The sequence below is a fragment of the Streptobacillus canis genome, from assembly GCF_009733925.1.
Classification (GTDB): Bacteria; Fusobacteriota; Fusobacteriia; order Fusobacteriales; family Leptotrichiaceae; genus Streptobacillus; species Streptobacillus canis.
The window spans coordinates 73764-88357 of record NZ_WOEI01000002.1; the positions used below are offsets into that span (position 1 = coordinate 73764).

A 14594-nucleotide genomic window follows, 5' to 3' on the forward strand; every position below is an offset into this window, starting at 1 on the left:
TAGAAGTGGAAAGTAAAAAAAGATACTATTTAGGAATAATCTTTGTATTACTGTCAGCTATAGGTTTTTCAACATTACAAATGTTTGTAAAGATGTTACCTAATGTTTCAGTAGGGAATAAATTGTTTTATAGAAATGTTGTAATTACAGTAATTACATATATATTAATTAGAGCAAGAGGAATTGATTTAAAAGTAGAAAAAAGTGAATGGCCATTACTCTTATCTAGAATAGTTTTTGGACTATCTGGAGTAATAATTAATTTTTATACTTTGTCATATATATTACTTGCTGATTCAACAACTATACAAAAATTATCATCTTTTATAGTATTAATACTTTCATATTTCTTTTTTAATGAAAAATTCACTAAGGTACAATTTTTAGCTTTAGTTGGATCATTTATGGGTGTAGTATTAATAGTAAAACCAGGGAGTTCAAATTTTTCTTTTGGATACATATTAGCAATAATAGGAGCGTTTTGTTCCGCATTTGCTTACTCATGTATTAGAGCCTTAGGTATAAGAAAAAAAGTTAATCCCATGCTTATAGTTTTCTATTTTTCACTATTTAACACAATTTTTTCTGCACCTTATGTAATAACACATAGACCTCACTTTGACACTAGAACGGCCATCTTGTTATTTGGGATAGGACTTTTTGGTGCCATAGGACAATTTGGTATAACTTTTGCATATAATTTTGCACCGGCAAAACAAATATCAGTTTTTGAATATACACAGGTTATTTTCTCATCTATACTTGGCGTAGTTTTCCTAGGAGAAATACCTGATAAATATAGTGTTATGGGATATATTATCATAATTTCTATAGGTATATTCATGTATAGATACAATTTGAAAAAGGAGAATTAATATATGATAAATAAGATGTTATGGGATAGAAAATGGAGGCTTATTTTTGTGTCCGTTTTAAACGTAATAATATCACTTTTCACAATATTACCACTTGATTATTTAGGAGCCATAGTAGATGGAGTAAATAATAAGACTATGGGTATTGATGAGATAAAGTATAAAGTAACTCTTATGTTTATAATGGCAGTAGCTTACTACATTATTCAGGGTGTTTATGAGTACTATATCTTCATTAGTTATGATGAAAGTGTATTAGAAATACAAAGAAATATTTTACAAAAAGTATTAAAACAAAATCCAGAAATTCTACAAAAAATAAGTGTAGGAGAAATAATAAGTAGAATTACAGGAGATGTTGAAGAATATATAGCCCCTTTTTTTTCATGGGGAGTATATTGTTTTACTAGAGGAGTTTTAGGAATATTAATCATATTCATTTTCATATTATTTAAAATAGATTTAGTGTTTGTTGTATTAATAAATATACCATATTTAATTGCAACATATATTATAGTTACTCAAAAAGAAAAATATGATGTAATTTATACTAAAATGACAGGTGATTTTGATAAAATTTCTGATAAAACCTTAGAAAGTATTAAAGGCGTTAGAATAGTAAGATCGTATAATATGCTAGAAAAATTAAGTAAAGAATTTGAAGGAAATATACTAAAATATGCAAGTACGCATTTAACTTATTCCTTAAGAAGTATATATTCACATGCTTTAAATATTTTAGCAGTAGGTTTTTCATATTTTGCTTTAATAATTTATGGATATTACCAATACAGTCATGGGAATATTACATTTGGTACAATAATTTCAGTATCACTAGTAATGTTTTTAATGCCTTGGCCATATACTGTTTTTGGAGAATTTTTCATAACACGTTTTGATATGAGATTAGGATATAAAAGATTAAGAGATATATTAGATTTAGAAGACAGTAAATTAATTAATGAAAATGGGAAAAAATTAGAGTTTTCAGATAAGATAGAATTTAAAAACTTTAGTTTCTCATATGATGATAAATTAGCACTTAAAGATATTAATTTAGTAATAAATAAAGGTGAAACTATAGGTATAGTAGGGAAAACAGGAAGTGGAAAAACTACACTTATCAAACAACTATTAAGATTTTATGAAAGTAGCCATGGTTTATATTTAGATGGAATAGAAGTTTCTGAATATAATCTTAAATCTTTAAGATCTAACTTTGGATATTCACCTCAAGAATATTTTATATTTTCTAAAACTATTAAAGAAAATGTACTTTTTAATAGAGATTTAGAAGATAAACTTGACTATGCTTTAGAAGTTGCAGATTTAAATAAAGACATTAAAGGATTTAAAGATGGAATAGATACTTTAGTTGGTGAAAATGGAGTTTCACTATCTGGAGGGCAAAAACAAAGACTATCTATTGCAAGAGCAATAATTAATAATCCTGAGATATTAATATTTGATGATTCTCTATCAGCTCTTGATATTAGAACAGAAAAAAATATCATTAAAAGATTAAATGAAAATAGAAAAGGTAAAACTAATATTATAGTTTCACATAGAATAAGTAGTATAATTAATGCTGATAAGATAATAATATTATCTAATGGTGAAATAGAAAATATGGGAACTCATGATGAACTATTACTTTCTTCAAAATGGTATAAGGAGCTATATGACTACCAAAACAAGAAGGAGGTAGAAGAAAATGAAGGAGAAAAATAAAAATTATTTATTAGACTTTTTCAAATTTACAAAAAAAGCTAAAAGAGAATATATTTTAGGTATGATAGCTTTAATTGTGGGGATGGTTTCTGAAGTAATTGCTATTAAATTAATAGCACTGGCTTTTGATAAAAAAGTTGGAGATTTGGAAGTAAATAAAGCATTTAACTTTGCTTTAGCTATTGCCTTCCTATATATCACTTTAAAAATAGTAGAAGCAATTACTTTAGTATTTAGAAAAAAACTATTACAAAAAGCAGCAAATATTGTATATACTAATATACAAATTTTAGTATATAACCATGTTCAGAGATTACCTATTAAATATTTTGATGATATGCCAGCAGGATCAGTATTATCAAGAATTACATCTGATGTAAGAGCAATAAGGAATTTCTTTGCTGAAACATTACTTTCAACTATAATAGTAGTTGCTCAATTAATAGTTATATATTCAGTAATGATATATATCAATTGGAAATTATCATTACTTTTATTAATCTTTGTTCCAATAATAGTGCTGATACAAATGTATAATAAGAACCTAACTTTTGATTACGTTACAAAATTTAGAAAAGATAATTCAACTTGTAATGGTAAGGCAAATGAAATGATACAAAATCTTGAAGTAGTAGCTGCTTTTAATAACGAAGAAGCTTTGCTTAATGATTGGGAATTGCCAGCACAAAGTAGATATAAGAATGGGAAATTTTTAGTATTACTTGAAGTATTCATTATGCATAATGTTTTTGATTTCTTAACAAAACTTATGCAGCTTACTATAATTTTTTACTATGTTTATTCTGCTATAAATAATTTAAACTTAATTAGTGCAGGAAATACTTTAGTTTTCATTTTCTATATTTCTAATATAGTAAATGGATTAACAAATTTAACACAAAATCTAGCGTTTTACTCAAGAGCAAGAGGCTGTGCAAAAAATCTTTCAGAGTTATTAGATTTAGAAACTGAAAAAGAAGAAAATTTAATAATACCAGAAAAGTTTGAAGGTAATATTAAATTTGAAAATATGTATTTTGCATATGATGAAGATAAATATGTACTAAAAGATATTAACTTAGAAATTAAAGAAAATGAAACAGTTGCCTTTGTAGGTCATACAGGTAGTGGTAAATCTACTATCATGAATTTACTTGTTAAATTCTATAGTAATCAAAAAGGTAAGATAGAAATCTCAGGTATAGATATTAAAAAATTTGATACATATACTTTAAGAGAGAATATAGCTATAGTGTTACAAGATTCATTCTTATTTGAAGGTACTATAGGGAATAATATATCAAGTGATGAAAAGTTAGCTAGAAAATCACTTGAAATGGTAGGTGCTAAATATTTACTTGATGAAAGAGGATTAGATGGAGAAGTATTGCAAGATGGAAGTAATTTCTCAACTGGAGAAAAACAACTAATATCTTTTGCAAGGGCCTTAGCAAAAGATCCTAAGATACTAATACTTGATGAAGCAACAGCAAATGTAGATAGTAAGACAGAACAAATAATACAACATGGTATAGAAGTTCTTAAGAAAAATAGAACTACTTTAATTATAGCTCATAGACTTTCAACTATTAGAAATGCGGATAAAATATTTGTATTAAATAAAGGTGAAATAGTAGAAAGTGGAAATCACAATGACTTAGTTAAACTTAATGGCTTATATGCCAAAATGTTAGAAATGAATAATAGCAAATAGGGAGGAAATATGGCAGCATTTAAAGATTATTTAAGATTTACAGATGAAATGGAATATATGGATAGACAAATTAGATTACTTGGTGAAGTTAATTTAACTGAAGATGAACAAGAGGAATTAGAAACAGTAGATAAAGAGGTAAAATTACTTGCTTTTGCTCATCCTAAATGTCCAGATTGTGCTGTAGTTATTGCTGTCCTTGAAGCAATGAGAAGATTTATTCCTAATATAGATGTTGATTATAGAAAAAGAAGTGAAGATAAAGAATTATTATTACAATATTCTCCTGAAGGGAAGATTCCTACAATATTTATTACAGAAGGAATTAAAGTTACAAGAATTTTTTCAGAATTTCCAGAAAAAATTAAGGAATTAATAGAAAATAATGCTGAAGAAAAAGAAAAATTCCATAGAGGAGAATACAATAAAGAGATATATAATCAAATACTTGAATATATTAGATAGAAGGAGTAAATATGAAGAAAATATTAATTTTGGATACTAGTGCGATAATGTATAGAGCTCATTTTGCACTAATGAATTTTAGAAATTCAAATGGTGAACCAGTTGGAGCAATTCTAGGTTTCATAAGACAACTTGAATTAGCTCTTACACATTTTACTCCAGATTATGTAGTTGCAGCAAAAGATGTTAAGAGAGCTGAACTAAAAAGACGTGAAATCTATTCTGAGTATAAAGAAAATAGAAGTGGAATGCCAGAAGAACTAGTAGGACAATTAGATGCCATAGATGGAGTACTTGGAGGATATGGTATACCTATAGTTAAAATTCCTGGATATGAAGCTGATGATGTAATATCTAGTTTAGCGAAAAAATATTCTAAAGAATTTAAAGTTATAGTATTAACAGGGGATAAAGACTTAGCTCAGTTAATAAATGAAAATACATCTATTGCTTTACTTGGTAAAAAAGATGATAATGAGCCATATAAAATGGTAAGAACTGATGAAGATGTAATAGATTATTTAGGTGTTAAATCAAATCAAATTAGAGATCTTTTCGGTCTTATAGGAGATAGTAGTGATGGGATACCTGGTGTAGCAGGTATAGGGCCTAAAACAGGTGCTAAGTTAATAGCTGAATATGATAATTTAGATAATATTTATCAAAATATAGATAATATTAAAGGGGCAGTTCAAAAGAAATTGATTGATTCAAAAGAAATAGCTTTCATAAGTAGAGATTTAGCTACAGTATTTGATGAACTAGAATTAGATTTAAATATAGATGATGCAGAAGTAAAAGAAAAAGATTTTGATGTGTTATCTGAAATATATTTAAAATATGAGCTAAGAAAAGAATACGAAAAATTAGTAGAGAATAGTCCTAAAGAAGAACTTAAATTAAAAGAAATAGAACATGTTAATTTAACTGAATTTATAAATACTGTTAACAATGAAAAAAGAGAAATCTCACTATACTTAGGAGAAGAAGGTATAGCATATTATGTTAATGAAGAAGTTCATTATTGCTTTGATACTGAAGAAGGTATAGGTAATCTTTTTGAAAAAGGAATAAGTATAAAAGATATAAATGAAAATCTTGATGTATGTATTTATTCGGGAAAAGAATGGAAGACGTTAGGTGTAGATTTTAAAAACTATTTTGACATATTACTTGCAAGTTTTACTTTAGGAACAGATAGATCTCAAAAGATAGAAACTATGGCATTTGATAAATTAGGTATATCTATAGAAGAATTAGATAAAAAAGTAGTAAGTAAGATGGAAATTAGTCGAGTAATGGAATATAGAAAAAATAGGTTAGTTAAGCTAGCTTACTCGCTTGCTAAATTAAAAGATGTATTTATATCTTTACTTGAAAAAGAAAATCAAATGGAAATGTATAATGAAGAAAAGAATTTCACTGATGTTTTAATATATATGGAAAGACAAGGTATAGCTATAGATGAGAAATATTTTGAAAAATATTCTCAAGAACTTGAAGAAAAGATAAAAGAAATAGAAGAAAAAATATATGAAGAAAGTGGAGAGAAATTTAATATCTCATCTCCAAAACAACTAGGTGAAATACTATTTGAAAAAATGGAAATTGAAGCAGTTAAGAAGAATAAAACAGGATACTCTACTGATGCTGAAGTATTAGAATTGCTAAGAGATAGAGGAATAAAAATAGCTGAGTTAATACTTGAGTATAGGGAGTACGTAAAACTTAAATCTACTTATGCAGAACCGTTATTAAAACTTGCAACTAATGGTAGAATTCATACGACATATAATCAAACAGGAACAGCCACTGGAAGATTATCATCGAGTAATCCTAATTTACAAAATATACCTACAAGAACAGACGAAGGATCTAAAATTAGAGCTGGATTTGTTGCAGGTAAAGGTAAAAAATTAATATCATTTGATTATTCTCAAATTGAACTTAGGGTTCTTGCTGAAATATCAAAAGATGAAAACTTAATTAATGCATATAAATATAATTTAGATTTACATGAATTAACAGCAAGAAAAATATTTATGTTAAAAGATGATGAAAAAGTAAATAAAATGCAAAGAAATATAGCTAAAGTAATTAATTTCTCAGTACTATATGGTAAAACACCGTTTGGTTTATCTAAGGAATTAAAAATTACAGTAGCAGAGGCAAAACTATACATAGATACTTACTTTAAAGAGTATCCTAAAGTAAGAATATTACTTGATGAAATTATTGAAAAAGCTCAAAAAGACGGTTATGTAGAAACACTTTTTGGAACAAGAAGATATATATATGATATAAACTCATCTAATGTAAATGTAAAAGAACAGGCTAAGAGAATGGCGGTTAACACTGTTATTCAAGGAACAGCTGCAAACATAATTAAAAAAGTGATGCATAGAATTTACACTGAATTATGTAATGAGAATTTCAAAATGTTATTACAAGTTCATGATGAATTGATATTTGAAGCAAATGCTGATATAGACTATGCTGAGAAGATAAAAGATATTATGGAAAATACTATGAAATTTGAAAATGTAATATTAAAAGTAAATGGTAGTGAAGGGGAAAATTGGGCCCTTCTTAAATAGAGGTTAAAAAAGGTCGTTTTTTATATTTTCATTTGACAAAATAATTTGATACTTGTGTAATAAAACCTACGTAGAATTTGAAAAATATAGAGATTTTAAACATAATGGATATAGAATAGATACAAGTGTAGCTTATGATAAACAAGATCCAACTTCAAAAAGAAATTATCAAGGAATAAGTGCTTCATTTGGTTTTATGCCTGAATGGAAATATGAATTAAATGGTAAAAGTGATGTTACTTTTGGAGTAAGAACTAGTGCAGTGATTGGAGAAGTGTTTAGTAAGACTAAAAATGGATTAAGTCATGGAACTCATGGTTCAATAAACTTAACAGGGGTTGTAGATTATAATTTTGATTTAACTAAGGATGTAAGAGGATATGTAGGAATGGGTGCAGTTTTCTATATAAATTCTAAAAATATAAAAGATGAAGAAAAAAACTGATGAAGAAATGAAATCGTGTCCTATTCCCCCGCTTTCTTTATATGGGATGTATAACATAAATGGAGTACCTTATGTGGAAGATGTCATAGTTGAAGTAGATGATAAAAAATTTGAAGAATTGTACAAATCAGGTAAATGGATAGAAGATTTACCAGAAGTAACAGGTAAAGAAGAAACTGCAAAAGCAACAAACTTTGGATTTGGACCAATAATCAAAGCACATGTAGGAGTAAAAGTTAAAGATAAATGGTCTATTGGTGTATTTGGTGGATATGGAAATAAAGGAATAGCAGGATTAGAATTTGGATATAAATTTGATAGATAAAAATTGGAGTTGACTTGTTCAACTCCTTTTTATTTGGTATAATAAAATATACAAATAAATAAGGAGAGTATATGAATAAAAAATATTTAGTAATAATAATAACTGCATTAATGTTACTACCTTTAGGAATGAATATATTAAATAAAGATATTAGTAAATTTGATGTATTAATATTTTCTGCTTTAGTAATACTTTTAGGTATACTTAATATTACAAAACTTGAGATATTAAGTAAAAGTAATGTAGTTAAATTAAATCAATTAAACTACATAAGATATGCTTTAATGGCACAAGGTGTATTTATGGTGCTATTTTCTTTCTTCGTTTTAAAGAGATTAGATTTTAATGGATATATAGTATTTATTTTATCATATGCAGTAGATGGAGAACTTTATGCATATAACAAAGAATATTTTTATTATAAAAAAATAAAAATCTTTTTTGATAATATCAAGAGTGTAGAAGAAATACAAAAAGGGTTCTTTGCAGAATATTTTACAGTAACATTAAAAAATGATAGAAAAGTAAAAATAGGATCATTTAAAAGAGAAAAATTAGAAGAAATGCGTGAATTACTTAGAAAGAAAAGGTAAGAAAATGAAGAAAAAATTAGTGATATTTGATTTAGATGGGACCTTACTTAATTCAATTTATGCTATTGCAAATGCTACGAATAAAGCATTAGAATATTTTGGATTTAAAACTTATCCTGCGGTAGAATATAATAATTTTGTTGGTAACGGATTAAGAAAATTAGTTGAAATTATCATAGAAAAAGAAGGTTATGATAAGAGTGTAGATGAGATAATGGAAGTATTACTTGAAGTATATAATAGGGAATATGATTATAATTTAAAACCTTATGAAGGTATAGAAAAGTTGCTTGATCATTTAACTATAAATGAAATTCCATTTGCAGTAGTTACAAATAAGGATCAAGATTTAGCAGTGAAATCATGCATGATTCCTGAATTGAAACCATATAATTTCTATAAAATTATAGGTGTAGACCCTATGAAATTAGAAGAAAGAAAACCTTCAAATGTTAATGTTTTAAGACTAAGAGATGAATTAAGATTAAATAACGAAGATATCCTATTTGTAGGAGATATGATAGTAGATAAAGAAACAGCTGAGAATTCAAATGTTGACTTCATATATTGTAACTGGGGATTTGGTCAAGTAAAAGGTGAAGAAGGAATTGTAGAGAGCACTAGAGTAAATACTGTAGATGAAATAATAGAGAAATACCTATGATAAGAAAATTTTATGAATATTTTATTCGAAAAATAGATGAAGTAGAAATGGAAAATGCCATAAATATATTGAATTCTAAAGAAAGAAATATATTTATGTCTCAAAGTAAATATGATAAATTACATAGTTTAAATGTATATAAAGAGGTTAAGGATTTAGGATTACCTCAAATATATTTAAAACTTGCCTTACTTCATGATAATGGAAAAGATAGTGCTTTTTTTATGACAAGAACTCTTCATAAATTAGGTTTTAAAACAAGACTTAGAGAACATATGAGTATAGGAAGCATGAGATTGTTAGGAATAAATGATGAACTTGCAAATTTAATCTTAATACATCATGATGAAAATGTAGATGAAAATATGAAAAAATTTCAAGGAGTAGATGATGCTAATTGAGGTAGAAACAGATAGTTTAGAGAGAATAGATGTGTATTTATCTAAAATCTTAGATGAAACAAGAAGTAGAATACAAGATTTAATTAAAAGTGAAAATATATTAGTAAATGATAAGAAAACTAAGGCTTCATATAAGGTAAGTCAAGGTGATAAGATAACAGTTGATATACCTGAATTAAAGGAAGTTGATATTAAACCTCAAGACATAAATATTGATATAGTTTATGAAGATGAATATTTAGCTATAATTAATAAATATGCTGGTATGGTAGTACATCCATCTAAAGGGCATGAAGAAAATACTTTAGTTAATGCTGTGATGTATAAGATTAAGGATTTATCAGGTATAAATGGAGATTTAAGACCAGGTATAGTTCATAGATTAGATAAAAATACTTCTGGATTAATAATAATAGCTAAGGATGATAAAACACATTTTAAATTGACAGAAATGTTTAAGAATAAAGAAATAAAGAAAATATATTATGCCATAGTTAAGGGTAATATTAAGAAAAAAACTGGAAGAATAGAAACTATGATAGGAAGAAATCCTAATGATAGAAAGAAAATGGCTGTAGTTGATAATGGGAAAATTGCAATTACTAACTATGAAGTAATAGATAATAATGAAAACTTTTCTTTAGTAAAAGTTGGATTAGAAACTGGTAGAACTCATCAAATTAGAGTTCATCTTTCACATTTTTTCTTCCCTATATTAGGTGATGATGTTTATGGAAGAAAAGATGAATATGATAGACAGATGTTACATGCCTATTATTTAGAATTTATTCATCCAATAACAGGTAAAGAAATTAAGGTAATAGGTAAACTACATTCAGACTATATTAAAGCATTAAAAAATTGTAAATTAGAGTTTAGTGAATAGGACATAGGTCCTATTTTAAGTTAAGGAGACTAGGTGGATAGAAAATTAACAAAAGATGAAGAAAGAAGAAAAGAAATATTTGATAAAAAATGTGAAGAAATGATAAAAAGTGGTTATCAGAAAAAAATGTTACATTTAAGTAATGAAAAAGTTAATAGTGATGCTTTAAAAATGATGATACCTACGATAGTTTTAATAATATTAGCGTACATATTTTTAGGTGCTAAAAGTCCCGCAAAATATCAATTTAGTATTAATCCTTTTCTAATTTTGTTAATATATTTCATATTGATTGTAATACATGAATTAATACATGGAATATTTTTTGCAATTTTTGCTGAAAAAGGATTTAAAGATATATCATTCGGTATAGTTTGGAAACATTTAACACCATATTGTTCATGTGTGTCACCACTAAGGTTAAAAGAATATTTAATAGGTGCTTTAATGCCTTTAGTAATTTTAGGTATAATTCCTACATTACTTTCAGTAATACTTGGAAGATTTGATTTACTTTTTATAGGATTACCTATGGTAACTGGGGCCTTTGGAGATATATTGATAGTTAGAAATATTTTAAAAAATATAGATAAACAAAAAGAAATATTAATATTAGACCATCCTACTGAAATAGGTAGTGTGGCATTTGAGAAGGAGAAATAATGAAGAAAGTTTTAATTTTTCTGTTTCTTTCTATTGTTGGAACTATAGCATATATTAGAGAATCTGAAGTGGTGCCAGTCTTTAAAAATAGTGTGGAATACAGTTTTGATATAGATATGGAACTGGTAAAAAAGTCAATGAATTAATAGATAAAATTGATTTAGGAGAAATTGCAACTGAAAATAGAACGGAAGATGTAGATCAATTAACTGATGGTAAGTTTAAGACTAAACTGATATTTAATTTAAATGAAGATAAAACTATTGGAGAAGTTGAAAAATTCAATGATCCAACTGATGAAGAAATAAAGAGATTAGAAGACTAGTGAATGGACTAAGGATGTAGTTGAATTTAGAGGATTTGTTAATAATCCTGGTATGGGTGGATTTGTTTTTCCTGTCGAAGGTAATAGAGATATTTAATATTTTGCAGAACTATTAATTTGACTATAATTGTAACTTAAGTAAGGTGAATTGTTTAGGTGAAAATTCATATTTAAAAGAATATTTTGAAATGTTCTGGAAGGAAAATTTTCCTGAAAAATGGTATGATAACGAAGGAAAGAAAAAATCAAGTTTTAAAAAATTCTATAACTTAAATAAAGATGTCTTTGTTACTTCGTATGCAGCTAATAATCTTTTTGAAGATTTTGCAGAAACTTTTGCATTTTTTGTGTTAAATAAATTTCCTCAAGAAGACAGTATAAAATCATCTAAAATAAAATATTTTTATTCTAAACCAGAATTACTTAAATTAAAGGCAGAAATACTAGAAAATATTATGAAATAAAGAAGGAAAATCTAAAGGACACTATTAAGGTGTCTTTTTGCTTTTTTTAATAGATAAATTGTTTAAGATGTATGATTTTATCTAGAAATTTGCGACAAAATATGATAAAATAATATGATAGGAAAAAACTGGAGGCAAAAATGGAAAGTAAAATATTTGAATATGTTTCTAAAGAGCTAAATATAAGCTTAAAACAGACTGAAGAAACTATGAAACTATATGATGATGGGGCAACTATTCCCTTTATATCTAGATATAGAAAAGAAGTAACTGGAAATCTAGATGAAGAACAAATTAGAGATCTAGTAGAAAAAATTACTTATTACAGAAATTTAGAAAAGAGAAAAGAGGAAGTAATAAGATTAATTGAAGAACAAGGTGCACTAACACCAGAACTTGAAAAATCTATTAATGAGGCTATGGTTTTACAAAGAGTAGAAGACTTATATATGCCATATAAGAAAAAGAAAAAAACTAAAGCTGATATTGCAATAGAAAATGGTTTAGAGCCTTTAGCTATTTTTGCAAAAGAAGAAAAAGTAACTATGGATGCTTTAAGAGAAGAAGCAAACAAATATATTAATGAAAATGTTGCAGATATTGATGCAGCGTTAGAAGGTGTGCATTTAATACATGCACAAAAATTATCAGAAGAAATTGCTAATAGAGAATTTTTAAGAAAATTAGTAGCTGAAAAATCATTAGTTGTTTCAAAATTAATTGAAAAAAATAAAGATTTAGATGAAAAACAAGTATATAAAGATTACTATAACTTCTCTGAAGCTTATTCAAAGATAGTAACACATAGAATATTAGCTATAAATCGTGGAGAAAATGAAAAAATCTTAAAAGTTACTTTAGAAATTGATGAAGCAACAAGAGAAAACTTAATTCATCACTTATACACAACAAATTATGAAAATAAGAATTTAAAAGAGTTCTTTGTAAATATAATTAATGATTCTGTAGATAGATTAATGTATCCATCTATAGAAAATGAGTTAAGAAATATCTTAACTGAAAAAGCTGAGATAGAAGCAATAGAAAATTTTGCTACTAACTTAGAAGGTTTACTATTACAACCACCTTTAAACAAAAAAACTATACTAGGATTAGATCCTGGATATAGAACAGGGGCAAAACTTGCAATAATCGATAAAGATGGATTCTTTAAAGAAAGTGATGTAGTTTACTTAGTTAAAGAAATGCATAATGAAAAACAATTAGAAACTGCAAAAACTAAAATATTAAAATACTTGAAAAAATATGATGTAGATATAGTAGCTATAGGAAATGGTACTGCAAGCCGTGAAACAGAAAGTTTCGTTGCAGCTCTATTAAAAGAATATAAAGAGAAGAAAGTTTCATACATCATAGTAAATGAAGCAGGAGCTTCAGTATATTCAGCATCAAAAGTAGCTGCTGAAGAATTCCCAGAATTAGATGTTACTGTAAGAGGAACTATTTCTATTTCAAGAAGATTACAAGATCCACTTGCTGAACTTGTTAAAATAGATCCTAAATCTATAGGTGTTGGAATGTATCAACATGATGTAAATCAAAAGAAATTAAATGAAGAATTAGAACAAACTATAGAAAAAATAGTTAACAGAGTTGGAGTAAATATTAATACTGCAAGTGCTGAATTATTAGGATTTGTTTCAGGGATTAAGAAAAATATCGCTAAAAATATAGTTGAATATAGAAAAGAAAATGGAGACTTTAAAAATAGAAAAGAAATCTTAAAAGTTAAAGGTTTAGGGGCTAAAGCATTTGAACAACTTGCAGGTTTCGTTGTAATACCTAATGGAGAAAATCCTTTAGATAATACAATAATTCACCCAGAGTCTTATCACATTGCAGAAGAAATCTTGTTAAGTTCAGATTCAAATGTAAGTGAATTAAAAACTGACTTAGAAGCAGTAAGAGAAAAATTAAAAGCAATAAACTTACAAAAAATTATTGAAAAAACAGGACTTGATAAAACAACTAAAGATGTTTATGAAGCTTTAATTAAAGATAGACGTGATCCAAGAGATGATTTTGACAAACCACTTTTAAGAGAAGATGTATTATCTATTGAAGATTTAAAAGCAGGTATGGAACTTGAAGGTACTGTTAGAAATGTTACTAAATTTGGAGCATTTGTTGATATAGGATTAAAAAATGATGCTATGATACATATTTCAGAACTTTCAGATTCATTTATAGATGATCCAACTAAAGTATTATCTATAGGTCAAATTATTAAAGTAAGAGTACTTGATGTAGATATGCAAAGAGGAAGAGTTGCTTTAACAAGAAGAGATCCAAATTATGTTAAACCAAATAAAAATAGTAAAGATAACAAGAAAAAACAACAAAATAAAGTAAATAAAGAAGACATTCAAAGAAAGAAATTAGAACAACAATTGATAAATAAAGGATGGAAAATAAAAAAATAGGA

Annotated in this window: 15 protein-coding genes; all 15 read left to right on the forward strand. The window is 26.4% G+C overall.

Annotated features, from left to right (window positions below; genetic code table 11):
- The first annotated feature begins 5 nt into the window (after window positions 1-5).
- A complete protein-coding gene (locus GM111_RS01315; RefSeq protein ID WP_156299088.1) occupies window positions 6-875 on the forward strand; it encodes a DMT family transporter in 870 nt (289 codons plus the stop codon).
- 3 nt (window positions 876-878) lie between these two features.
- Window positions 879-2606, forward strand: a complete 1728-nt coding sequence (locus GM111_RS01320; protein ID WP_156299089.1) for an ABC transporter ATP-binding protein — start codon at window positions 879-881, stop codon at window positions 2604-2606.
- Window positions 2590-4320 (forward strand): ABC transporter ATP-binding protein, encoded by a 1731-nt coding sequence (locus GM111_RS01325; protein WP_156299090.1) that lies wholly within the window; start codon window positions 2590-2592, stop codon window positions 4318-4320. The genes GM111_RS01320 and GM111_RS01325 overlap by 17 nt, the downstream gene beginning before the upstream one ends.
- 9 nt (window positions 4321-4329) lie before the next feature.
- Window positions 4330-4785: a thioredoxin family protein gene (locus GM111_RS01330; RefSeq protein ID WP_156299091.1), complete on the forward strand. Its 456-nt coding sequence runs from the start codon at window positions 4330-4332 to the stop codon at window positions 4783-4785.
- Between the two features lie 11 nt (window positions 4786-4796).
- Window positions 4797-7382: a DNA polymerase I gene (polA, locus tag GM111_RS01335; protein WP_156299092.1), complete on the forward strand. Its 2586-nt coding sequence runs from the start codon at window positions 4797-4799 to the stop codon at window positions 7380-7382.
- A 52-nt stretch (window positions 7383-7434) separates the two neighbouring features.
- Complete coding sequence (locus GM111_RS01340) at window positions 7435-7827, forward strand: hypothetical protein (protein ID WP_156299093.1); 393 nt, start codon at window positions 7435-7437, stop codon at window positions 7825-7827.
- Window positions 7811-8152, forward strand: coding sequence for a hypothetical protein (locus tag GM111_RS01345; protein ID WP_156299094.1), 342 nt, complete (start codon window positions 7811-7813; stop codon window positions 8150-8152). Before GM111_RS01340 ends, GM111_RS01345 begins: the two co-directional genes overlap by 17 nt.
- A gap of 71 nt (window positions 8153-8223) precedes the next feature.
- Window positions 8224-8745: a hypothetical protein gene (locus GM111_RS01350; RefSeq protein ID WP_156299095.1), complete on the forward strand. Its 522-nt coding sequence runs from the start codon at window positions 8224-8226 to the stop codon at window positions 8743-8745.
- Window positions 8746-8749: 4 nt separating this feature from the next.
- A complete protein-coding gene (locus GM111_RS01355) occupies window positions 8750-9409 on the forward strand; it encodes an HAD family hydrolase (RefSeq protein ID WP_197034435.1) in 660 nt (219 codons plus the stop codon).
- Window positions 9406-9810: a phosphohydrolase gene (locus tag GM111_RS01360; protein WP_156299097.1), complete on the forward strand. Its 405-nt coding sequence runs from the start codon at window positions 9406-9408 to the stop codon at window positions 9808-9810. The genes GM111_RS01355 and GM111_RS01360 overlap by 4 nt, the downstream gene beginning before the upstream one ends.
- Window positions 9797-10696, forward strand: a complete 900-nt coding sequence (locus GM111_RS01365) for an RluA family pseudouridine synthase (protein ID WP_331279608.1) — start codon at window positions 9797-9799, stop codon at window positions 10694-10696. Before GM111_RS01360 ends, GM111_RS01365 begins: the two co-directional genes overlap by 14 nt.
- Before the next feature lie 33 nt (window positions 10697-10729).
- On the forward strand, window positions 10730-11359 hold the full coding sequence (locus GM111_RS01370; protein WP_156299099.1) for a DUF3267 domain-containing protein: 630 nt from the start codon (window positions 10730-10732) through the stop codon (window positions 11357-11359).
- Window positions 11359-11505 (forward strand): hypothetical protein, encoded by a 147-nt coding sequence (locus GM111_RS01375; RefSeq protein ID WP_156299100.1) that lies wholly within the window; start codon window positions 11359-11361, stop codon window positions 11503-11505. The genes GM111_RS01370 and GM111_RS01375 overlap by 1 nt, the downstream gene beginning before the upstream one ends.
- Before the next feature lie 367 nt (window positions 11506-11872).
- Window positions 11873-12148, forward strand: coding sequence for a hypothetical protein (locus tag GM111_RS01380; protein WP_156299101.1), 276 nt, complete (start codon window positions 11873-11875; stop codon window positions 12146-12148).
- 140 nt (window positions 12149-12288) lie between these two features.
- Window positions 12289-14592 carry a Tex family protein gene (locus GM111_RS01385; RefSeq protein WP_156299102.1) on the forward strand — a complete coding sequence of 768 codons (2304 nt, stop codon included), beginning with the start codon at window positions 12289-12291 and terminating at the stop codon, window positions 14590-14592.
- The last annotated feature ends 2 nt before the right edge of the window (window positions 14593-14594 follow it).

Coding starts and splice junctions, on each gene's coding strand:
- GM111_RS01365 (WP_331279608.1), top strand. CDS start 9,797: ATGATGCTAATTGAGGTAGAAACAGATAGTTTAGAGAGAATAGATGTG.
- GM111_RS01345 (WP_156299094.1), top strand. CDS start 7,811: ATGAAGAAAAAAACTGATGAAGAAATGAAATCGTGTCCTATTCCCCCG.
- GM111_RS01350 (WP_156299095.1), top strand. CDS start 8,224: ATGAATAAAAAATATTTAGTAATAATAATAACTGCATTAATGTTACTA.
- GM111_RS01320 (WP_156299089.1), top strand. CDS start 879: ATGATAAATAAGATGTTATGGGATAGAAAATGGAGGCTTATTTTTGTG.
- GM111_RS01360 (WP_156299097.1), top strand. CDS start 9,406: ATGATAAGAAAATTTTATGAATATTTTATTCGAAAAATAGATGAAGTA.
- GM111_RS01325 (WP_156299090.1), top strand. CDS start 2,590: ATGAAGGAGAAAAATAAAAATTATTTATTAGACTTTTTCAAATTTACA.
- GM111_RS01375 (WP_156299100.1), top strand. CDS start 11,359: ATGAAGAAAGTTTTAATTTTTCTGTTTCTTTCTATTGTTGGAACTATA.
- polA (WP_156299092.1), top strand. CDS start 4,797: ATGAAGAAAATATTAATTTTGGATACTAGTGCGATAATGTATAGAGCT.
- GM111_RS01355 (WP_197034435.1), top strand. CDS start 8,750: ATGAAGAAAAAATTAGTGATATTTGATTTAGATGGGACCTTACTTAAT.
- GM111_RS01385 (WP_156299102.1), top strand. CDS start 12,289: ATGGAAAGTAAAATATTTGAATATGTTTCTAAAGAGCTAAATATAAGC.
- GM111_RS01330 (WP_156299091.1), top strand. CDS start 4,330: ATGGCAGCATTTAAAGATTATTTAAGATTTACAGATGAAATGGAATAT.
- GM111_RS01380 (WP_156299101.1), top strand. CDS start 11,873: ATGTTCTGGAAGGAAAATTTTCCTGAAAAATGGTATGATAACGAAGGA.